This is a genomic window from Skermania piniformis (assembly GCF_019285775.1).
Lineage (GTDB): Bacteria > Actinomycetota > Actinomycetes > Mycobacteriales > Mycobacteriaceae > Skermania > Skermania pinensis.
The window spans coordinates 2,497,726-2,518,817 of sequence record NZ_CP079105.1 but is presented as its reverse complement, the minus strand read 5'-3'; the positions used below and the strand labels follow the sequence as shown (position 1 = coordinate 2,518,817).

General features: G+C 68.6%; 23 protein-coding genes and 1 riboswitch. Of the genes, 17 read left to right on the top strand and 6 right to left on the bottom strand.

Going from position 1 to position 21,092, the window contains the following annotated elements; genetic code table 11:
- Positions 1–3: 3 nt before the first annotated feature.
- The 3 genes from KV203_RS11745 to KV203_RS11735 all read right to left on the bottom strand — a co-directional run bounded on the left by KV203_RS11745 (position 4) and on the right by KV203_RS11735 (position 2,013).
- Positions 4–780 carry a sulfite exporter TauE/SafE family protein gene (locus KV203_RS11745; RefSeq protein ID WP_066470841.1) on the bottom strand — a complete coding sequence of 259 codons (777 nt, stop codon included), beginning with the start codon at positions 778–780 and terminating at the stop codon, positions 4–6.
- 4 nt (positions 781–784) lie between these two features.
- Positions 785–1,228, bottom strand: coding sequence for a DUF302 domain-containing protein (locus tag KV203_RS11740; RefSeq protein WP_066470839.1), 444 nt, complete (start codon positions 1,226–1,228; stop codon positions 785–787).
- A gap of 74 nt (positions 1,229–1,302) precedes the next feature.
- Positions 1,303–2,013 carry a metal-dependent transcriptional regulator gene (locus tag KV203_RS11735; RefSeq protein WP_066470838.1) on the bottom strand — a complete coding sequence of 237 codons (711 nt, stop codon included), beginning with the start codon at positions 2,011–2,013 and terminating at the stop codon, positions 1,303–1,305.
- A gap of 124 nt (positions 2,014–2,137) precedes the next feature.
- Positions 2,138–2,251, top strand: a riboswitch (cobalamin riboswitch).
- 52 nt (positions 2,252–2,303) lie between these two features.
- Here KV203_RS11735 and KV203_RS11730 point away from each other — a divergent pair.
- From KV203_RS11730 to KV203_RS11715, 4 genes are all read left to right on the top strand, one after another.
- The gene (locus KV203_RS11730; RefSeq protein ID WP_083530079.1) at positions 2,304–2,519 is read left to right on the top strand and encodes a CbtB domain-containing protein; all 216 of its coding nucleotides are present in this window, start codon (positions 2,304–2,306) and stop codon (positions 2,517–2,519) included.
- A 19-nt stretch (positions 2,520–2,538) separates the two neighbouring features.
- The gene (locus KV203_RS11725) at positions 2,539–3,399 is read left to right on the top strand and encodes a CbtA family protein (RefSeq protein ID WP_066470836.1); all 861 of its coding nucleotides are present in this window, start codon (positions 2,539–2,541) and stop codon (positions 3,397–3,399) included.
- Positions 3,400–3,428: 29 nt separating this feature from the next.
- The gene (locus KV203_RS11720) at positions 3,429–4,421 is read left to right on the top strand and encodes a bifunctional riboflavin kinase/FAD synthetase (RefSeq protein ID WP_066470833.1); all 993 of its coding nucleotides are present in this window, start codon (positions 3,429–3,431) and stop codon (positions 4,419–4,421) included.
- A 117-nt stretch (positions 4,422–4,538) separates the two neighbouring features.
- Positions 4,539–5,591 (top strand): LLM class flavin-dependent oxidoreductase, encoded by a 1,053-nt coding sequence (locus KV203_RS11715; RefSeq protein WP_066470976.1) that lies wholly within the window; start codon positions 4,539–4,541, stop codon positions 5,589–5,591.
- 11 nt (positions 5,592–5,602) lie between these two features.
- Here KV203_RS11715 and KV203_RS19655 read toward each other — a convergent pair whose 3' ends face one another.
- Positions 5,603–6,400, bottom strand: a complete 798-nt coding sequence (locus KV203_RS19655) for a helix-hairpin-helix domain-containing protein (protein ID WP_066470973.1) — start codon at positions 6,398–6,400, stop codon at positions 5,603–5,605.
- Positions 6,401–6,626: 226 nt separating this feature from the next.
- Here KV203_RS19655 and rpsO point away from each other — a divergent pair, with 226 nt between their 5' ends.
- From rpsO to KV203_RS11695, 3 genes are all read left to right on the top strand, one after another.
- Positions 6,627–6,896 (top strand): 30S ribosomal protein S15, encoded by a 270-nt coding sequence (rpsO, locus tag KV203_RS11705; RefSeq protein WP_066470972.1) that lies wholly within the window; start codon positions 6,627–6,629, stop codon positions 6,894–6,896.
- Positions 6,897–7,214: 318 nt separating this feature from the next.
- Positions 7,215–9,620, top strand: coding sequence for a polyribonucleotide nucleotidyltransferase (locus KV203_RS11700; protein ID WP_083530078.1), 2,406 nt, complete (start codon positions 7,215–7,217; stop codon positions 9,618–9,620).
- Positions 9,613–10,974, top strand: a complete 1,362-nt coding sequence (locus tag KV203_RS11695; RefSeq protein WP_066470831.1) for a M16 family metallopeptidase — start codon at positions 9,613–9,615, stop codon at positions 10,972–10,974. The genes KV203_RS11700 and KV203_RS11695 overlap by 8 nt, the downstream gene beginning before the upstream one ends.
- A 45-nt stretch (positions 10,975–11,019) precedes the next feature.
- On the opposite strand, the gene KV203_RS11690 is transcribed toward KV203_RS11695, so the two are convergent.
- Entirely contained in the window at positions 11,020–12,945 is a 1,926-nt protein-coding gene (locus tag KV203_RS11690) for an amino acid transporter (protein WP_066470829.1), read from the bottom strand.
- Positions 12,946–13,153: 208 nt separating this feature from the next.
- On the opposite strand from KV203_RS11690, the gene KV203_RS11685 reads away from it, so the two are divergent.
- A complete protein-coding gene (locus KV203_RS11685) occupies positions 13,154–14,698 on the top strand; it encodes a serine/threonine-protein kinase (protein ID WP_246600126.1) in 1,545 nt (514 codons plus the stop codon).
- Positions 14,699–14,704: 6 nt separating this feature from the next.
- On the opposite strand, the gene KV203_RS11680 is transcribed toward KV203_RS11685, so the two are convergent.
- Positions 14,705–15,124 carry a DUF4870 domain-containing protein gene (locus KV203_RS11680; RefSeq protein ID WP_246600125.1) on the bottom strand — a complete coding sequence of 140 codons (420 nt, stop codon included), beginning with the start codon at positions 15,122–15,124 and terminating at the stop codon, positions 14,705–14,707.
- A 200-nt stretch (positions 15,125–15,324) separates the two neighbouring features.
- Between KV203_RS11680 and dapB the strand changes: the two genes are divergently transcribed.
- The 9 genes from dapB (at position 15,325) to KV203_RS11635 (ending at position 21,055) form a co-directional block, all read left to right on the top strand.
- Positions 15,325–16,068: a 4-hydroxy-tetrahydrodipicolinate reductase gene (gene dapB, locus KV203_RS11675; RefSeq protein ID WP_066470958.1), complete on the top strand. Its 744-nt coding sequence runs from the start codon at positions 15,325–15,327 to the stop codon at positions 16,066–16,068.
- On the top strand, positions 16,065–16,517 hold the full coding sequence (locus tag KV203_RS11670) for a hypothetical protein (protein WP_066470822.1): 453 nt from the start codon (positions 16,065–16,067) through the stop codon (positions 16,515–16,517). Before dapB ends, KV203_RS11670 begins: the two co-directional genes overlap by 4 nt.
- A complete protein-coding gene (locus KV203_RS11665) occupies positions 16,514–16,969 on the top strand; it encodes a flavodoxin family protein (RefSeq protein WP_066470819.1) in 456 nt (151 codons plus the stop codon). Before KV203_RS11670 ends, KV203_RS11665 begins: the two co-directional genes overlap by 4 nt.
- Positions 16,970–17,151: 182 nt before the next feature.
- Positions 17,152–17,907, top strand: coding sequence for a class I SAM-dependent methyltransferase (locus KV203_RS11660; protein WP_246600950.1), 756 nt, complete (start codon positions 17,152–17,154; stop codon positions 17,905–17,907).
- Positions 17,904–18,269, top strand: coding sequence for a cupin domain-containing protein (locus KV203_RS11655; RefSeq protein ID WP_066470817.1), 366 nt, complete (start codon positions 17,904–17,906; stop codon positions 18,267–18,269). Before KV203_RS11660 ends, KV203_RS11655 begins: the two co-directional genes overlap by 4 nt.
- A 7-nt stretch (positions 18,270–18,276) precedes the next feature.
- Positions 18,277–18,951 (top strand): winged helix-turn-helix transcriptional regulator, encoded by a 675-nt coding sequence (locus tag KV203_RS11650; RefSeq protein WP_066470814.1) that lies wholly within the window; start codon positions 18,277–18,279, stop codon positions 18,949–18,951.
- 67 nt (positions 18,952–19,018) lie between these two features.
- Positions 19,019–19,495, top strand: coding sequence for an MTB12 C-terminal domain-containing protein (locus KV203_RS11645; RefSeq protein ID WP_157079813.1), 477 nt, complete (start codon positions 19,019–19,021; stop codon positions 19,493–19,495).
- Positions 19,496–19,520: 25 nt separating this feature from the next.
- The gene (locus KV203_RS11640; protein WP_066470812.1) at positions 19,521–20,258 is read left to right on the top strand and encodes an ABC transporter ATP-binding protein; all 738 of its coding nucleotides are present in this window, start codon (positions 19,521–19,523) and stop codon (positions 20,256–20,258) included.
- A complete protein-coding gene (locus KV203_RS11635) occupies positions 20,255–21,055 on the top strand; it encodes an ABC transporter permease (protein ID WP_066470810.1) in 801 nt (266 codons plus the stop codon). Before KV203_RS11640 ends, KV203_RS11635 begins: the two co-directional genes overlap by 4 nt.
- Positions 21,056–21,092: the final 37 nt, after the last annotated feature.

Below are 21,092 nucleotides of genomic sequence, written 5' to 3'. Positions count from 1 at the left end.
GGATCACCGCAGCAGCGGGATCGCGGTGGCCGCTGTCACCGCCACCGCAGTCACCAGCAGCAGATAGGCAAACCAGCGCTGGGTGCGGGCGGCGTCGAGCCGGAGCCGGCCGGCCAGAGCTGCGGCGACCGCAGCCGGCACCGCAAAGGCGATCACCGACCCGGTATCGAGACCGCTGGTGCCGGCATGGGCGAACAACGCCGATGCCGAGTTGATCGCGACGATCGCGACCGAGGTGGCGATCGCGCTCACGCTGTCCAGGCCGAGCGCGACCACGAGCGCCGGGACGATCAGAAAACCGCCGCCCACGCCGAACAGACCGGTGAGCACCCCGACGCCGAGGCCGACCGGAACCGCGCGCGACATGCACCGGCGCCAGTTCACCTTCCCGGTGCTGGGGATCCGGCATGCGGTCCCGGTGTCGGTCTGCGGGCGCAGCAGTCGGCTCCCGGCCACCAGCAACAGCACCGCGAAGCCGAGCATCGTCACCGCGGAACTCAGCCGGGCGCCGAGCGCGGTGCTGGCCACGGCGCCGATCGCGCCGGTGATCGCGAAGACCGCGACCAACGGGTATCGAATCTCGCCGGTGCGCAGCCGGGGCACGGTGGCCGCGGTGGCCGAGATCGCCACCACTGCCAGGGCCAGGGGAATCGCCTCGCGGGGAGCGAGACCGACGAGGTAAACCAGGGCCGGGACGGCGAGGATCGAGCCGCCGGCGCCGAGCAGACCCAGCAGGAAACCGACCAGCAGGCCCAGCCCGACGAGCAGCGCGACCGTCATTCGGCTACGGCGCCACGCCGGTGGTACCCGGGTCGGCGGTGGGCAGCTCGGCGGTCAGTCGTTCGACCGCGGCACCGAGTCGCGCGGCGGCGTCGGCGGCAACCGGGCGCAACTCGGCGTTGTCGGTCACCTCGACCATCAGCTGCGGATTCATCGCCTCGACGTGGACCAATCCAGGATCGGCCGGATCCTGACGGACCACGACATTGCACGGCAGCAGCAGGCCCACCTGCCGTTCGGCGGTCACGGCGGCAAACGCCAACGGCGGATTGCACGCGCCCAGGATCAGGTACGGCTCGACCTCGGCGCCGATCTTCTGGTGCAGCGTGTGGCTCAGGTCGATCTCGGTAAGAATCCCGAAGCCTTCGCGCTGCAGCGCAGCTCTGGTCCGTTCGGCAGCATCGGCAATAGTGGTCCGCAGGCTTGTGGCGATGGCGAGATCGGACATCGGAACTCCTCGGCTGGGCGCGTTGGGCTGTGGGCCCGCACGGTGTCGGGGCCCACCGTCGCGGCAAATATACCCTAGGGGGTACCCGAGGAAGGGTCGTCGACGATCACCCAGATGGCGTCGGCCGCGGGCTTGCCGAGATCGGTCGGCGTCGCGTTGCCGCCGATCAGCACCGCGACGGTACCGGCGTAGTCGCGGCGTTCCACCACATGGACCGGGGTATCCAGGGCGATCCCGACCGTGTCGAAATAGCGCAGCATGGCGGGGTCGTTGTCGGAGATCCGAGCGATCCGGCCCGTTTCGTCGTCGGTCAGGTCGCTGAGCGGGCGGGCCGGCGGGGTCGGGATGACACCGTCGGTGGTGGGGATCGGATCGCCGTGCGGGTCGCGGTCGGGATGGCCGAGTTTGTCGTCGATCCGCTGCATCAGCGTCTCGGACACGGCGTGTTCGAGCACTTCGGCTTCGTCGTGCACCTCGTCCCAGCTGTAGCCCAGCTCGCGGACCAGGAAGGTCTCCAACAGCCGGTGCCGACGGACCATGCCGATCGCCGCGCGGCGGCCGGGGTCGGTGAGGGTGATGGCACCGTACTTGGCATGGTCGACCAGGCCTTGATCGGCAAGTTTGCGGACGGCCTCGGAGACGGTGGATGCCGATACGCCGAGTCGTTCGGCGAGCAGTTTGGTGGTAACCCGCTCGGGTGACCATTCCTGCGTGGTCCAGATGACTTTCAAGTAGTCCTGGGCCACCGGCGAAAGGACGGGCGGCTGGTCACGATTCCCGGACACATATCGAGCTTAGGCACGCCGACGCCCATGCGCGCGGTGGTAGCCGACGGCGTGCTCGATCGGTAACTTGTGGCCTGGAAGGTCCGGACCTCGTGCGGGGCGCCACCGATGGATTGACCAGCGCGCGAATGCTCGAATACTCTTACCCGAAGCAACAGGTGTGAGGAATCCGGTGAGAATCCGGAACGGTCGCGCCACTGTGGAAGCCGGGAGGCTCAGTCAGGTACTCGATCTGTTGCCCGGAGAGCCCATTACACGCGGGACGCGTAATCCCGTGAGGAGGTAGTCGGATGGCTATTGCATATGCCCCGAAATCTGGTCTGGATACGCTGAAGCTCTCCATTCCGGCGACAGCCCTGTTGCTGGTCGGCACCGCGGTGCTGGCATTGCTGCTGTATTACTTCGTCGGGATCGATCAGGGTGCGGTCTCGGTGTTCGGTGCTGACACGCACGTGCATGAATTCGTGCACGACAGCCGGCACTTCCTCGGTTTCCCTTGCCACTGACGCCGGTCACGTCGACACAATGGAAAAACGAATCATTCTGCGTGGCATGCTGTCCGGTGCTGTCGCCGGGCTTGTCGCGTTCATCTTCGCGAGGATCTTCGCCGAGCCGCTGATCGACCGCGCGATCGACTACGAGGGCGGGCGGGACGACGCCGTCGCGGCCCTGCACCGGGCGGCGGGCATGGCGGGTCACGAGGGGGACCACGAGATCTACAGTCGCACCGTTCAGTCGACCGTCGGGATCGGCGCCGGCATGATCGCCTTCGGGGTGGCGATGGGTGCACTTTTTGCGGTGGTCTACTGCGTGTGTATCGGCCGGGTCGGCCGAATCACGCCACGCAATCTTGCGTTACTGGTTGCCGGTGGCCTGTTTCTCGTGCTGTACGCGGTGCCGTTCGTCAAGTATCCGGCCAATCCACCGGCGGTCGGGCACGCGGACACGATCCGGGACCGGACCGGGCTCTATCTGCTGATGGTCGTCTGCTCGGGATTATTTTTGCTGGCGGCGGTCTGGCTCGGTCGCCGACTGCAACCCAGACTGGGCAATTGGTACGCGACCGTCGCCGCAGCGGTCGGGTACATCGTGACGATGGGCATCGTGATCGCGGTGCTGCCGTCCTTCGGCGAGTTGTCGATGAACCAGCGCGAGTTCGGTGATTTCGCGACCGAGACGCCGCAACCGTTGACCGACCCGGCCGGCACCATCGTGTATCCGGGATTCCCGGCCGACGATCTGTTCCAGTTCCGGCTGTACTCGTTCACCGCACAGGCGATCCTGTGGACGATCATCGGCGTGGGGTTCGCGTCGCTGGCACCGAAACTGTTCGGGTCGGGCGACTCCGCGGCGACACCGTCGCGGGCGGCGTCCTCGTCGGCTTGACCTCGACCGCCTGACCTAGGCTGGCGACCGTGCAGCGATGGCGTGGTCTCGAGGATGTGCCGGCCGATTGGGGGCGGTGTGTGCTTACCATCGGCGTGTTCGACGGGGTGCACCGAGGCCACGCGCAGCTGATCGGCCGCGCGGTGGCCGACGCCCGGGAACGCGGCGTCCCGAGCGTCCTGATGACCTTCGACCCCCACCCGATGTCGGTGGTGCGGCCCGGTAGCTACCCGGCGCAGCTGACCACCCTGACCCGCCGCGCGGAGCTCGCCGAGGAGCTCGGCATCGATGTTTTCTTCGTGATGCCGTTCACCGCGGAGTTCATGAAGGTCACGCCGGGTGAGTACGCGCACGACCTGCTGGTGCAGCGGCTGCACGTGGTGGAGGTGGTGGTCGGGGACAACTTCACCTTCGGTCGCAAGGCCGCCGGCACGGTCGAGACGATGCGGCAGATGGGGGCTCGATTCGGTTTCGAGGTGGTCGGGGTCGATCTGCTCGCCGAGCACACCGGGGCGGGCGCGGCGACGGGCCACGCGACCGTCACCTTCTCCTCGACCTACATCCGCGCCTGCGTGGACGCCGGCGATGTCGCTGCCGCAGCGGAGGCGTTGGGCCGACCACATCGGGTGGAGGGGGTGGTCGTGCACGGTGACGGGCGGGGCCGGACCCTCGGCTTTCCGACTGCCAACGTCGCCCCGCCGATGCACGCCGCGATCCCGGCGGACGGGGTCTATGCGGGCTGGTTCACCGTGCTCGGCCCCGGCCCGAGGATCGGGCAGACCATCGCCGGCACACCGGCGATGGCGGCGATCTCGGTCGGCAGCAACCCCACCTTCTCCGGCCGCGCCCGCACCGTCGAGGCGTACGTGCTGGACGGCGAGGCCGACCTGTACGGCCAGCACGTCGCGGTCGACTTCGTCGAGCATCTGCGCGGCATGGAGCAGTTCGATTCGGTGGCTGCCTTGACCACCCAGATGGACCAGGACGTGGCGCGGGCGCGGGCGGTGTTGGACCAGGCGTAGCGGGTCGGCGCAGACCCGCCCCAGGACCCGGGTCCGGAAATCGCCGCCACCTGCTCCGAGGTAGTGGCTCGGTGGATCGCGCGGAAGACCGGCGCGGTTCCGGGCGTTGTTCTTCGAGTGCAGCTCTCCGTCCTCGACCTCGTCCCCGTCCGCACCGATCAGACCAGCGCCGACGCGCTGGCAGCCACCGTCGAACTCGCCCAAGCCGCGGACCGGCTCGGCTACACCCGCTATTGGCTGGCCGAACACCACAACATGCCCGCGGTCGCGGCGACCAGCCCGCCGGTGCTGATCGCCTACCTGGCCGGGCAGACCGAGCGGATCCGGCTCGGGTCCGGCGGGGTGATGCTGCCCAACCACGCGCCGCTCGCCGTCGCCGAGCAATTTGCGCTGTTGGAAGCGGCGGCGCCCGGACGGATCGATCTCGGCATCGGCCGGGCTCCCGGTTCCGACCCGGTCACCTCGATCGCGCTGCGTGGCGGCGCCGGCCGGGACGATTCGGATATCGAGAACTTCCCGCGTTACCTGGACGAGGTCGCCGCGATGATGAGCGCGAGCGGCGTACGGCTCCAACTCCCGGCCCGGCTCGGCCGGTCGGACTACCTGCTCAAGGCGACGCCGGCCGCTGTCGGCGAACCCGGATTGTGGCTGCTCGGCTCATCGATGTACTCGGCGCACCTGGCCGCGGCCAAAGGCCTGCCCTATGTATTCGCACACCATTTCTCCGGGATCGGTACCGCCGCGGCGCTGGCCACCTATCGCCGTGAGTTCCAGCCCAGCCCACGGCAATCCGAGCCGCGCACCTTACTGACCGTCAACGCCTCGGTGGCGCCGACCCGGGCCGAGGCGGAGGCAGCCCTGCTACCCAACCTGCAGCTGATGGTCACGCTCCGGTCGGGCCGGCCGTTGCATCCGCTGGCTCTGATCGAGGACGCGACGGGGTGGGCGCCGAGCCCGCCGGAAGCGGCGATGATCGCGGCGATGCGGGACACGGCCGTGGTCGGCGCCCCGGACGAAGCGGCGAAGCAGCTACGTGCGCTGGCCGACGAGTTCGGCGTGGACGAGGTGATGATCCACCCGGTCGGGTCGGCCCATCGCGGCGCTGATCCGGCGACGAGTCCGGCCCGGGTCGCCACGCTGGAGCTGTTGGCGGGCGAACTGCTCGGCTGACCCACGCGGCGCTATCGCTCGGGTGCGAAGGCCATCCCCAGCTCGGCCAGCGCGGCAGTCAGCCGGTCCAGCGCGATCGGGCCGACCCCGTGCAGCGCGGCGAGATCGGCCCGGGGCCACGCCGTGAGTTGTTCCAGGCTGTGCACGTCCGCGGCGCGGAGCGCGCGGGTGGCGGGGGCGCCGATGGTGCGGGGGAGTGGGGTGCCCGCCGGTCGGGGGGCGCGTTCCCGGGGCGGGCCGCCGTGGTCGAGGACGGCTTCGCCGCGCGGGGACACCCGGTAGCCGATCGCGAGTGACTCGGTGAGTCCTTTTTCCTTCAGTTTGCGCACGTCACGTTTGAACTCCGCGGTCTCCCGGCCGAGCTCGGCGGCCAGTTCCGGCGCGCGTCGTTCGGGGTTGTCGTCGATGATCCGCAGCGTGGCCCGGGTCCAGGGGCCGATCGGTGAGGTTCGGTCCAGCCGATCCAGTTCGGCGATGATCTGCTCGACCTCGGCGAGTTCGGGGCGCTGTTCGCGCAACCGGTCTCGCGGGTCCGGTCCGCCGTAGCGCAAGCCCACGCGAAACACCGGCCGGTCTGGCTTGGCGGCGAGCGTGTCCCGAAGCGCGGCGAGGGACGCAGCGCCGGCCCGGCGGGCGTCGGCGGCCCGCAACGTCGTGAGCCCGACCTGATCCACCGAGGTCACTTCGACGATCCCGACGCTGGTGCGCAGCCGGGTGCCGACCTTCACCCGGGCCCGATCCCAGCGCCGGAAGGCGAGGTCGATGTCGCCGGTCTTGATCGCGTCGAGTTCGGCACGGCGGATCATCACCCGCCGAGCATCGCACCTCGCAGTCGACGTCGGGTATCGGGCCGGCGGATCGAACAGCAGCATGACCGGCCAGGATCAGTTCGGGCTCGATGTGGATCGTCAGCGTGCCGAGCAGATGACCAGGAGCGCTGGTAGGGTGGTCGCCCGGTGCGCGCTGCGGTTCGCGGTGGCCGTACCCGGGTCGGTCGACCCGTCCCCGAGCGCGGACGTAACCAGGAGAATTCCCGTGGCATTGACTGCCGAGCAGAAGAAGACCGTGCTGGCCGAGTACGGGCTGCACGACAAGGACACCGGCTCGCCGGAGGCGCAGGTCGCGTTGCTGACCAAGCGGATCGTCGACCTGACCGAGCACCTCAAGACGCACAAGCATGATCACCACTCGCGGCGTGGCCTGTTGCTGCTGGTCGGGCGGCGCCGGCGGTTGCTGAAGTACGTGCAGCAGGTCGACATTCAGCGGTATCGATCGCTGATCGAGCGGCTCGGTCTGCGGCGCTAGGCGCCGCTATCCGGCACGCCTGAGTTACCACCGGCGGGACAGGGCATAGACTTGTCCCGCTGGTCGGTCCGGCCCTACTCACGGGTACCCGGCCACACCTACACACCAGACCGCCGTGACATCCACCCACATCGTGGCGTCGGTCTTCGGTAGTGGCTCCGCCGACGACGAGCGTCGGGGGGCTTCGATCGATGACCGCCACCGCGCCGTCGCGTCCAGACGGGACGCGCCCCGGGTGCCGCGACACAGCCTGGCGAGAAGGGTTGTGTCGCGCCCGCGTGCGGGTACGGCGACAGACGAGAGGTAATACGCGCAAATATGACTCTTTCCCATGAGACGCTCTCCGCCGATGCGGAGGCCGCGGTTCCGGACACCGCGTCCCCGGACACGGCGACTGCCGACACCGCTACCGAGGTAGAAGACGGTGTCTTCGAGTCGGTTGCGGTGATCGACAACGGTGCGTTCGGCGTCCGCACCATCCGGTTCGAGGCCGGCCGGCTGGCCCAGCAGGCGGCGGGTTCCGTGGTCGCCTATCTGGACGAGGAGACGATGCTGCTCTCGGCCACCACCGCGAGCCGCCAGCCCAAAGAACACTTCGATTTCTTCCCGCTCACCGTCGACGTCGAGGAGCGGATGTATGCCGCGGGCCGGATCCCCGGTTCGTTCTTCCGTCGCGAAGGGCGCCCGTCCACCGACGCCATCCTGACCTGCCGGCTGATCGACCGGCCGTTGCGGCCGTCCTTCGTCGACGGGTTGCGCAACGAAATCCAGGTCGTGGTCACGGTGATGAGCCTCGACCCGGCCGACCTGTACGACGTGGTGGCGATCAACGCCGCGTCGGCGTCCACCCAGATTGCCGGTCTGCCGTTCTCCGGCCCGGTCGGCGGTGTCCGGGTGGCGCTGATCAGCGAATCCGGCGAGCCGGGCACCTGGGTCGCCTTCCCGACCGTCGAGCAGCTGGGCAAGGCCGTGTTCGACATGGTGGTGGCCGGCCGGGTGACCGAGGCCGGCGACGTGGCGATCATGATGGTCGAGGCCGAGGCCACCGAGAACGTGATCGAGCTGATCGAGGGTGGTGCCACCGCGCCGACCGAGGCCGTGGTCGCCGAAGGGCTGGAGGCCGCCAAGCCGTTCATCGCCCGGTTGTGCAAGGCGCAGTCGGATCTCGCCGCTCGGGCGGCCAAGCCGACCGGTGACTACCCGGTGTTCCCGGCCTACGCCGACGACGTCCATCAGGTGGTATCCGGCACCGCGACGCCGGAACTGTCTGCTGCGCTGGCTATCTCGGGTAAGCAGGAACGCGACGAGCGGATCGACGAGATCAAGGCGTCGGTGCTGGAGTCGCTCGCTGAGACCTTCGAGGGTCGGGAGAAGGAGATCGGTGCGGCGTTTCGTGCGGTCACCAAGAAGCTGGTTCGTCAGCGCATCCTGACCGACAAGTTCCGGATCGACGGCCGCGGGGTCACCGACATCCGCTCGCTGTCCGCCGAGGTTGCGCTGGTGCCGCGAGCACACGGCTCGGCGCTGTTCGAGCGGGGCGAGACCCAGATCCTCGGCGTCACCACGCTGGACATGGTCAAGATGGCGCAGCAGGTGGACAGCCTGACCCCGGAAACCAGCAAGCGCTATATGCACCACTACAACTTCCCGCCGTACTCGACCGGGGAGACCGGCCGGGTCGGTTCGCCGAAGCGGCGCGAGATCGGGCACGGCGCGCTCGCCGAGCGGGCGTTGGTGCCGGTGCTGCCCGGCGTGGAAGAGTTCCCGTACGCGATCCGGCAGGTCTCCGAGGCGCTCGGCTCCAACGGCTCCACCTCGATGGGCTCGGTGTGCGCGTCCACCCTGTCGCTGCTCAACGCCGGGGTGCCGCTGAAGGCGCCGGTCGCGGGTATCGCGATGGGGCTGGTGTCGGACGAGGTGACCACCGACGGCAAGACCGAGACCCGCTACGTCGCCTTGACCGACATCCTCGGTGCCGAGGATGCGTTCGGCGACATGGACTTCAAGGTGGCCGGCACCAAGGACTTCGTCACGGCGCTGCAGCTCGACACCAAGCTGGACGGGATTCCCTCCCAGGTGTTGGCCGGCGCTCTCGGTCAGGCTCATGACGCCCGGACCACCATCCTCGAGGTGATGGCCGAGGCGATCGACACCCCGGACGAGATGAGTCCGTACGCTCCGCGGGTCACCACGATCAAGGTCCCGGTGGACAAGATCGGCGAGGTGATCGGGCCCAAGGGCAAGGTGATCAACCAGATCACCGAGGAGACCGGCGCCAACATCTCGATCGAGGACGACGGCACGGTCTACGTCGGAGCGGCCGATGGCCCATCCGCCCAGGCGGCGATCGACAAGATCAACGCAATTGCCAACCCGCAGCTGCCGAAGGTCGGCGAACGATTCCTCGGCACCGTGGTCAAGACCACGGCGTTCGGTGCCTTCGTCTCGCTGCTACCCGGCCGGGACGGCCTCGTGCACATCTCCAAGCTGGGCAACGGCAAGCGGATCGGCAAGGTCGAGGACGTGGTCGACGTCGGTGACAAACTCCGGGTGGAGATCGCCGACATCGACAATCGCGGCAAGATCTCGCTGGTACCGGTGGTCGAGGAGACCGCGAGCGCGCCGGACTCCGGTGCGGTGAACGCGGACAGCGGCGAAACCGGACCTGCGCCGGACGACGTGGTGGATCGGTCGGGCGAGCCGGTGGAGGTCTCGGCTGAGTAGCGCTCGTCGGTCGCGATCGGGCGCCGCTTCGGCGGCGCCCGATCTGGCGACTCCATCGTCGGTTCCGGACGTCGGGGTGCATCGCACGACGTTGCCCGGTGGGTTGCGGGTGGTCACCGAGCGGGTGCCCGGCGTCCGGTCGGCCTCGATCGGTATCTGGGTCGGTGTCGGCTCCCGCGACGAAGGTCGTTCGGTGGCCGGTGCCGCGCACTTTCTCGAACATCTGTTGTTCAAGTCGACTCCGACCCACTCCGCGCTGGAGATCGCCGAGCTCGTCGATTCGGTCGGCGGCGAGCTCAACGCGTTCACTTCGAAGGAACACACCTGCTTCTACGCGCATGTGCTCGACGAGGACCTGCCGATGGCGATCGAGCTGGTCGCCGACGTCGTCCTGCGCGGGCAGTGCCGATCCGAGGACGTCGACGTCGAGCGCCAGGTGGTGCTCGAGGAGATCGCGATGCGCGACGACGATCCGGAAGATCTGGTCGGTGACCTGTTCCTGACCGCATTGTTCGGCGACCACCCGATCGGCCGCCCGGTGATCGGGAGCACCGCGTCGATCGAAGCGATCACCCGGACTCAGCTGCGTTCGTTCCAGCAACGCCGGTATACGCCGAACCGGATGGTGGTCGCGGTCGCCGGCAACGTCGATCACGCGCAGACCGTCGAACTCGCGCGGCGCGCCTTTGCCGACCGGTTGGACCCCGAGCTGGTGCCGGCCCCGCCGCGGGCCGGGGAGTTGCGGCTACGCGGCGCGCCCACCGTGCAGGTGATCGCCCGGGAGAGTGAACAGGCGCATCTGGTCCTCGGTGTGCGGGCATTCGGCCGGCACGAGGGTCACTACCGCTGGCCGCTGTCGGTGCTCAACACCGCGATCGGCGGCGGGCTGAGCTCTCGGCTGTTCCAACAGATCCGGGAGGAGCGCGGGCTGGCCTACTCGGTGTACTCCAGTGTGGATACCTTCGCCGATACGGGGGCGTTCTCGGTGTACGCCGGGTGCCAGCCGGAGAACCTGGCCGAGGTGGCCCGATTGGCTCGTTCGGTGCTCGCCGACGTTGCCGCGCACGGCATCTCCGACGCCGAATGCACCCGGGCGAAGGGGTCGCTACGCGGTGGATTGGTGCTCGGCCTGGAAGATTCCGGCTCCCGGATGAACCGGCTCGGGCGCAGCGAACTGAGCTACGGCGACCACCGTTCGGTGGCCCAGACGCTCGCCCGGATCGACGCCGTGACCTGCGCCGAGGTCGCCGACGTTGCGGCCCGGCTGCTGTCCCGGCCGTTCGGGGTGGCCGTCGCCGGGCCCTATCGGCGGGCTACCGACCTACCGGCCGTGCTGCGGGCCCCGGTGGGTTGAGTTCAGGTCCGTCGACCGCTCGGCCCGCCCTGGTGTGGTACCGGTTCAGCTGTCGACGTGCACGTGCGGCCGGCGGGCCACGTCCGGTTCGGCGCGGCGGAGCACCTCACGGGTGACCGGCGCGACCTCGCCGACGCCGATGAACAGGAAGCGCAGCAGATTGATCACCGGGTTGCCTTCGGTCCACTCGAAGTACACGTGCGGGATCACGCCGAATCGGTCCCGGACCGCCAGCGCGATCGCAGCGATCGTATTGGGGATGACTGCACCGTCCACGGTGAGAATGCGATGCCGGCCCTGCCGCCGGCCGGACACGTGCAGATCGGTGGTGAACTCCGAGGCGTCCCGGATCCGGACCTCCAGGAAGACGATCGGGTCGGCCGGGTCGATCCCGCTCTCTGCGCGCTGCACGGCCTCCTTCTCGTCGTACTCCGCGTCGTCGAGTCGGTCGATGCCGTGGGTGACGATCCGTACGGTGCCGTTGCGTTGCGCCTGGGTCAGCAGATCCGATGCAGCGTCGTCGAAGTCGATCTCGATCGCGCGTAGCTCGAAGCTGCGCAGGAAGCGGGAGATGAACGACACCACGAGGATGGCGACGACGAAGCACACGGCAAGCTGCAGCCCTTCGGGCCGCTCGATGATGTTTGCGATGGTGGTGTAGACGAACACCACGGCGACCAGCGCGAACCCGATAGTGCGCGAACGCTGCCCGGAGCGCGCCGCGGACAGCGCAACCGCTACCGAGGCCGACGTGATCAGCACCAGGACGCCGGTGGCGTACGCCGAGCCCTGGCTGTCCACATCGGCGTCGAAGTACCAGGTGATGCCGAATGCGACGGTGATGAAGACCAGCACGAGCGGCCGGACCGCGCGCGTCCATTCCGGCGCCATGCCGAAGCGCGGCAGATAGCGCGGCACCAGGTTCAACAGCCCGGCCATCGCCGAAGCGCCGGCGAACCACAGGATCGCAATCGTGCTGATGTCGTAGCAGGTGCCGAACGCGGTGCCGAGGTGGTCGTGGGCGAGATAGGACAGGGCCCGGCCGTTCGCCGGGCCGCCGGACTCGAAGTCCTTTTCCGGTATCAGCACGGTGGTGGTGAAGCTGCTGGTGATCAGGAACACACTCATGATCAGCGCCGAGGTGGCGAGAAGTCGGTGTGCACCGCGGATTCGTCCGGTCGGTCGCTGCTCAGTGTCGCCGGCGTCGCCGCGGATCTGCGGCATCACCGCAACCCCCGTTTCGAACCCGGACAGGCCCAAGGCGAGCTTCGGAAAGACCAGCAGGGAGATGCCGACCATCGCGGCGACATTGCCGTGCTCGACGAACAGCGCGTCGCGCCAGTCCACGACCAGCTCCGGCGCCCGGACCACCGCAGCCAGCGCAACCACCACGACCACCAGGTTCAGCGCCAGATACACCCCGACCAGGACGACCGCGATCCCGATCGCCTCGGCGAAGCCGCGGAGGAAGACTGCGGCCAGCAAGGCGAGCAGCACCAACGTGACGAGCAGATTGTGATCGTGCCACGCCGCCGGGACCAGGGGATTCTCGACCAGGTGCGCGGCGCCGTCGGCTGCCGAGAGCGTCATCGTGATGACGAAGTCGGTCGCGGCGAAGCCGAGCAGCACCAGCACGAAAACCTTGCCGGACCAGCCCGGGAGCAGCTTGGCCAGCATCGCGATCGAGCCTTCGCCGCGCGGACTCTCCCGAGCGACCCGGCGATAGACCGGCAGCGCGGCGAACAGGGTGAGCGCGACCAGGACCAGCGTCGCAAAGGGGGACAGGACCCCGGCGGCCAGCGCCGCGATACCCGGCTGATACCCCAGGGTGGAGAAGTAGTCGACACCGGTCAGACACATGACCTTCCACCACGGCTGCCGCGACTCGACGCGCGGCGGGGTCCGATGTGGTCCGGGATGGCCGGCCGGCGCCTCCGGCCGGTCGGCGAGCAGCCAGTCGGTGATGGCCATGGGCGGTCTCCTGGACTCCTGATGCGGTACGAGTAAAGCGGCTAAAACCCGCATTTCAGGGGTTTCGGGCCGGTCGCAGAGCTCGAACGACATCGTTGCAGACACCCTGGTATCGCACCTGGATGGTTTTTACACCCTATGCTCAATGCGTCGGGGCGGCGTGGGACGAGCGCGGCCGGGTGAACAGGAACGTAGAGCAAGGCAGAACGTGGACCACAGCGGTGTCGCACAACGCATCGGCCCGGGTGAGCGGTTCGGGCACTACGAACTACGAGCCGTACTCGGTCGCGGCGGGATGGGAAACGTCTACGAGGCTCACGATACGGTGAAGGATCGCACCGTAGCCCTGAAATTGCTGCACGCGGAGTTGGCGCGTAATCCAGCGTATCGCGAACGGTTCCGTCGCGAGTCGCATGCCGCCGCACGCTTGCAGGAACCGCATGTCATCCCGATTCACGACTGGGGTGAGATCGACGGCACCGTCTTCATCGATATGCGCCTGGTCGACGGTGTCGACCTGCGCACGTTGATCCAGAGCCAGGGTCCGGTGCCGCCCGCACGTGCGGTCGCCATCGTCGATCAGATCGCGAGCGCGCTGGACGCAGCGCACGAGGCCGGATTGGTCCACCGGGACGTCAAGCCGGAAAACATTCTGCTCGCGCCGGGCGACTTCGCGTATCTGGCCGACTTCGGGATCGCCCAAACCGTCTCCGATCCGAAGCTGACCGTGACCGGTAGCGCGGTCGGGTCGCACGCTTACATGGCGCCGGAGCGATTCGAGGAGGGCGGTGCGGTAGGCCCGGTCGCCGACGTGTACGCGCTGGCGTGCGTGCTGTACGAGTTGCTGGTCGGGGCGGCCCCGTTCCCGGCCAGCACCATCGGCAGCGTGGTCCGGGCGCACCTGATGTCGGACCCACCTCGAGCAAGCGCTCGCTCGGCGGCTCCGGCGGCGCTGGACGCGGTGATTCTGCGGGGGATGGCCAAGGACCCGGCGCAGCGATACCCGACCGCGGGAGATTTCGCCCGCGAGGCGTTTGCCGCATTGACGGCAGCCGATCGGCGCGCCGCCGAGCGGGCGGCGGCAGCCGTGGTCGCGGCGATGAGCGATCCGGCGAACCGAGTGGTGCGGCCGGCCGCACCGATGCTCGGGTCCACCACCGACGTCGGCGTCCGGCCGGTCCGGCCGACGCCGGTGCCCGCCCCGCCCGGTCCCCTCCCGGCACGGCCGCGGCGGCTGCCGGCGGTGCTGTTGACGATGATGCTGCTCACCGGAATCCTCGCGGTGTTCGGCTGGTTGCTGTCCGCCCGAGGTGTATCCGGTGAGCGGTCGGCGTCCGGTCCGGTCCCGGCCCGCGCCGCCGCGCCGGGTGCGGCGACGGCGGCGGTCACCGCGAGCCGGTCGGCCGGACCGGTCCCGTTGGTCGGTGCGGTCAGCGGTACCGACCAGCAGGGATTCCTTTCCGCCGGCGCTCGCTGCGACGGCTCGGACACCGCGATGGTGATGGGCCGGACCACCGGGTCGACTGTGGTGGTATGCGCCGGCGCCGGCGGGCGCACCTATTACCTCGGATACCGGACCAGCGACGGGGCGAAGATTCTGCTCGACTACCCCACGCCGGACGGTGACGGGTACACCGTGATCAATCCGGCCGACGGGGTGACCCGGTATCGGTTGAATTCGTCCGGACTGGTCGTTTCCCGGGGAAGTAGCGTCGTCACCGACGAGCAGATGGTCGAGTACACCCATCGATGAGCCGGTTCAGTTCACGAATCGTGGGGTGAGTGGTGGGTTGTACCACTGTCCCCGGTTTGCCTTGATCGCCCCGATCACGTGCACCACGAAGGCGAATACCAAGGCCGATCCGTAGGTCACGAAGCCGATCACGAGATACATCAGCGGAATCGATATCAGCAGCACGATACCGGTGACGATCTGGACGTTCACCGAGCTTGCGGCGTGTTGGCGGACGAACGGTCCGCGATCCTTGACCAGCACGTAGAGCAGCACCGAGGCGACGAATCCCAAGACCCCGGCGCTGAGCACCATCGCCGCCAGCGGTACCAGGTGCGATACCATCCCCCAGGTTCGTTCCTCGTCCGGGGACATCTGTCGCACGTGTTGTGCCCGGGCCGGCTGGACCTCGGCGTAGTCGAAGCGTGAGTATTCGGGCTGGATCACGGCGTCACCTCGTGGGGCAGGGTTGTGCGGGTCGGACGGTGCCGCTGGTCAGGGCGCCGTCGGTCGGACCACCGTCGCATACCGGGCACGACGATCGCATGGGGGAAATCCCGGATACGCGGCTGCGCGACCTGCGCAACCGACACGTCGTGGACCCGCTCGACCGGCCAGTAGGCTCGATCCGGCGAGAGGAGACGAGGATGATCCAAGTCGGTGTGTTGGGTGCGCAGGGCAAGGTCGGGCGGGCGATCTGCGCGGCGGTCGCGGCGGCCGACGACCTGGATCTGGTCGCCGAGGTGGACGCCGGTGATCGGATCGAGACGTTGGTCGAATCCGGTGCCGAGGTGGTTGTGGACTTCACTCACCCCGACGTGGTGATGGGAAATCTGGAGTTCCTGGTATCGCACGGTATCCACGCGGTGGTCGGCACCACCGGCTTCGACGAGGAGCGGTTGGCGCGGGCGCGGGAATGGCTGACTGCACAACCGGGGGTGGGCGTGCTGATCGCGCCGAACTTCGCCATCGGTGCGGTGCTGACCATGCGGTTCGCCGCCCAGGCGGCACGCTTCTACGATTCGGTCGAGATCGTCGAATTGCATCACCCGCAGAAGGCCGACGCCCCGTCCGGCACGGCGTATCGGACTGCCGCGATGATCGCGCAGGCCCGCGCCGCGGTCGGCCGTGCACCCAGCCCCGATGCCACCACCACGGAGCTCGCCGGCGCCCGTGGGGCGGATGTGGCCGGGGTGCGGGTGCACTCGGTGCGGCTGGCCGGGTTGGTGGCGCACGAGGAGGTGCTGTTCGGCACCGCCGGCGAGACGCTGACCATTCGGCACGATTCGATGGATCGGACGTCGTTCGTGCCCGGCGTACTGCTCGCGGTGCGCGGCGTGGCGGACCGCGTCGGCCTGACCGTCGGTATCGAGCCGCTGTTGGACCTGTGACTCGGGGGGTTCTGTTCGTCGCGGCATTGGTCGTCGCGCTGGCGTTCTACTTCGCGCTGCTCGGTCGCACCGCGGTGCTGCTGATCGCGGCGGGGGGTCCGGTATCGGTCGGGCTCGGTATCGGCGTGCTGATCCTGCCGTTGCTCGGCGTGTGGGTGGTGGCGGCGACGCTGCGCGCCGGGTACACACATCAGCGGCTGGCGCGTCGGATCCGGTCCGAAGGCCGGGAACTCGACGTGTCCGACCTGCCCCGACGGGCCTCCGGGCGGATCGATCGAGCTGCGGCGGACGAGCTGTTCCAGCAGATCAAGATCGAGTGGGTGGCCGATCCCGACAACTGGCGCAGTTCCTACCGGCTGGCCCGCGCCTACGACTACGCCGGCGATCGACCGCGGGCCCGGGAGACGATGCGGCGTGCCGTCGCCCTGGAACGGCTGGATCGGCCGTGAGTCGATTGCTGATCGTGCACCACACGCCGTCGCCGCACTGCCAGGAGATGTTCGAGGCCGTGGTCTCCGGCGCGACCGATCCCGAGATCGCCGGGGTCGACGTCGTGCGGTGCGCCGCATTGTCGGTGTCGGCGAGCGACTTCCTTGCCGCCGACGGCTACCTGCTGGGCACTCCGGCGAACCTCGGGTCGATCTCCGGTGCGCTCAAACACGCGTTCGATTGTTCGTACTATCAGATCCTCGACTCGAGCCGGGGCCGTCCGTTCGGCGCGTACCTGCACGGCAACGAGGGCACCGAAGGAGCCGAACGGGCCGTCGACTCGATCACCGCCGGCCTCGGTTGGGTGAAAGCGGCCGCGTACGTGGTGGTGTCGGGCAAGCCGGCCAAAGGCGACCTCGAAGCCTGCTGGGAACTGGGTGCGACCGTCGCGGCGGGGCTCATGGGCCAATGATCGAGGCGGCCCGACATCGCGGTCGACGCCGGTGCGCAGTACAGCTGTCAAAGAAACGGTATGACGGGAAAATAATTTAGACTTACCTAACTATTTAAATGCCGAACTGTGGAGTCGCCGTGCCCGACCATCCTGAGCAAGACGCCGCGCAGCTGCCGTTTGCCGAACGCGGCAGCGCGAACATGCCGGGGCATTGGTTGCTCGCCCGACTGGGTAAGCGAGTGTTGCGCCCCGGCGGGCGGGAGCTGACCGAACAACTGCTCGACGACGCCGAGCTGCGGGATGCGGACGTGTTGGAGATCGCGCCCGGTTTGGGTAAGACCGCCACCGAGATTCTCGCCCGGGGTCCGCGGAGCTACCTCGGGGTCGAGTCCGATCCCGCGGCGGTGTCGCTGACCGAGGCGGTGGTCGGCGATCGCGGCCGGGTACTCACCGCCGATGCCGCAGCCACCGGGATGGAAAGCGCTACTGTCGATGTCGTGATCGGCGAGGCGATGCTCACGATGCAGTCCGAGCGGGGCAAGGCGGGCATCGTCGCCGAGGCTTTCCGGGTGCTGCGGCCCGGCGGCCGGTATGCGATCCACGAGCTGGCGCTGCATCCGGACACGCTCGACGCGGACGACAAGACCGAGATCCGCACGTCGCTGGCTCGCTCCATCAAGGTCAATGCTCGGCCGCTGACCGAGGAGGAATGGCGAAAACTGTTGACCGATGCCGGCTTCCGGGTCGAGATCGTATCTTTCGCGCGGATGGCATTGCTGGAACCGCGCCGGGTCGTCGCCGACGAAGGGCTGGGGCGCGCCCTGCGTTTCGTCGTCAACGTCGCGCGTGACGCCGATGCCCGGCGGCGGGTGCTCGGCATGCGGGCAACCTTCACCAAGTACCGGGACAACCTGGCGGCAATCGAGATGGTCGCGGTGAAACCGGAACGTCCATGACCGAGAAGGCAGTCGAGGGTTGGGTGCTGATCGACGGGTTGGCCGACCTCGCCCCGTCCGGCGGCGGTGAGCGGCCGGTCCTCGACGTGCTGGCCCGGACGGCGGGCGCCACCGTGGTCCGGCTCGGCTTTCGCGCCGGACAGGCGATGCGGGAGCACCGCGCCGACCGCCCGATTCTGCTGACCGGACAGCAGGGCGAGCTGGAGATCAGGATCGGGGACAACGTGATTCGACTATGCCCGGGTGTCGCCGTGCACATCGACGCCGGGGTCACTCATGCGTTGTCCGCCGCGGCCGACGCGGTGGTCACCCTCCTGATCCTGGAACGCGCGCAGCCCGGTCCCGGCGACCAGCCCGGCTGATCCGACGATGCCGGGGAGGGGGCGCAACACCGCGCAACGGGAGCACATTCTGGCGGAGCTGAAGGGCGCGGATGCCCCACTCGACGCCGGCCAGCTCGCCGACCGGGTCGGCATCCACGTCAGCACCGCTCGATTCCATTTGAAGAAGCTGATCGACACCGGCCGGATAACGTCGCACACGCTGCGGTTGACCTCTGCCGGGCGTCCGCGTGTCGGGTACCGGGCGGTGCCCGATCCGCCGGTCGGCGAGCTGGTCGGCCTGCTGCTCGATCGGCTGGCCGGAACACCGGAGATCCGGGAGCACCTGGCGGTCGACGCGGGGCGCGCCTGGGCGGCATCGCGGGTGGTCCCGCACACCGCCACGGAACTGCCTGATCCGTTGACGCTTACGCAGGAAGCGTTGCAACGCTTCGGATTCCAGATCTCTTCCAGCATGAGCGCATTCGGCACGCACGAGCTGAGGATCTGTTCCTGCCCGTTGCGCGACATCGCCGAACGACACCCGGAGATCGCTCGCGGGGTCGTGCGCGGACTGGTCGAGCAGAGTCTGGCGGGCAGTTCTCCCGCGCTGGCGAGACAGTACGCGGTCGCGGTCCTGCCCGATCCGACGGGCGGCAACTGTGAGATCACCCTGCGCCTGGCCCGGAGCGACACCTGGCAGAATAAGGGTTGCCTCAGCTAATTTAGTGGATTATTGTCGCGTCAAATGCGGTTCGACTTGGAGCTGCAGGTGATGTTCGGAGGACCCCATGCCGCGCAACCGGGTACGTTTCGCCGCCGCGATCGCTTCGGCGGTCGGCGCTCTCTCGATCGGTCTCGCCGCGGCGCCCGCCGAAGCACGGCCGCTCCCGCCGAACTTCACGGTGACCACCGACCAGCCCAGCCTGGACGATCTCGATGCGATCGTCGAGTTCCTGGTCGAGACGCCCGCCTCCGACGAGGCCAAGGCGGCAAACGTCGAGGGTGGGATGGATGCGGTCATCGTGCCGAAGACCGTCTATGCGCTGGGCTTGTTCCGCGCGCCCCAAGGCTGGAACGAGATGACCGGCCCGCTGGTGCAGGATGGCAACAGGGTCACGGCGACGCTGAACAGCTTCTCGGCCGGCCGGCCAGAGATTCGGATGACGATCGAGTTCAAGAAGTTGGCCGGTAACTGGAAACTGTCCGCCGACTCGTTTTGTGCCGGAGTCAAGACCGTCGGGCTCGACATCTACTGCAACGCGTGAGCTGCGCGGGCCACTGCGGTCGTCGATGATCGAGATCGAGAATGTGTCGGTCCGGCTCGGTGGACGGGTGGTGCTGAGCGATATCACCGCGACGATTGCGGCCGGTGAGCTCGTCTACCTGTTGGGCCGCAACGGTGCCGGTAAGACCACCTTGCTGCGGGCGATCTGTGGGATCGTCCGACCGGCTGCCGGCCGATTGCTGGTGAACGGTCGGCTGCTGTCCGCGGTCAACCGGCCCGCCGTCGAGATCGGGGTGCACCTCGGGGTCGATGCGGCGCATCCCGGCCACACCGCGCGCCGGCATCTGCGCTGGTTGGCGCACGCCGGCGGCATCGAACCGACGCGGGTGAACGCCGTGCTCGATGCGGTCGGACTCGCCGACGTCGCGGGTCGCCGGATCGTCGATCTCTCGCTGGGCATGCGGCAACGCCTCGGGATCGCGGCAGCCTTGCTCGGTGACGCGGACGTGATCGTGCTCGATGAGCCGGTGAACGGTCTCGACATCGACGGCATCCGCTGGTTACGCGGGCTGCTGCGGCGGCTGGTCGCGGACGGGCGCACCGTGCTGGTCGCTTCGCATCTCTTCGACGAAGTGGCGCGGACCGGTGACCGGGTGATCGTGATCGGGGACGGCCGGATGCTGGCCGACGCACCCGTCGGCGAGTTCGTCGGTGCGCATGCCGACCTGGAGCGGGCCTTCCTCGCCGTCGTCGGACGCTCGTCGGCCGAGTATCCGGACGCTGCCGGGAGCCGGGTCCGATGAACGCCCGGCGGGGCCAGGTCCGGCGGGGTATCCGCGCCGAATCGGTTCGGGTCGGGGGCGCGCGCAGCGTCCTGTCGCTGGGCGCCGTCCCCGGTGCGATCCTGCTTCCGCTCGTCGTGACGTTCGGTGTGGCAACGGTCGCCGAGCGCTTCGCCTCGATCTCGGACCGTATCCAGGTCACCTCGGTGGCCACCGGCAATTCGGTCTACTGGGTGATCACCTTCACGGTGATGGGCTGGGCGGTGGTTGCGGCCTATGCGCAGGCCACCGCCGAGCGGGGAGCGGTGGCCGACACGGTTCGATACCTGTACCCGCGGGCCTGGACCGGGCCGGTGGCTCGCTGGCTGTATTACGGTGGGCTGGCCGCGGCGTGCAGCGCGATCTTGGTCGGGTTGGTGCTCCTCGCGTTGCCGGCGCTCTATCCCAAGGTCTACGGCGGGGTGGATCTGTTCTCCGCGGTCGGGGTTCGGTTTGTCGGCACGGTGCCGCTCTATGCGTTCCTGGCGGTCGGACTCGGCGTCGGCCTGGCTGCGGTCGTCGGGCATCCGGCCGGTGTCGTCGTCGGCCTGCTCGGCTGGACCTACCTGGTCGAACAAGCGGTCGGTCTGCTGCCCAACGGCTACACCGTGCAGCGGTACATGCCGTTCCTCAACGGAATCTTCGGGACCGGGCAGGAGCTGGCCTTCCTGCCGTCGTGGGGCCGGACCGGCGCTTTGGTCTACTTCGGCGCGGTGGCAGTCGTGGTGTTCGGCCTCGGGTGCCTGGCATCGCGACGGCGCCGCCACCCGGATGGGTGACGGCGCCGTCGTGATCTCGGAAAGCGGCCGACCTCAG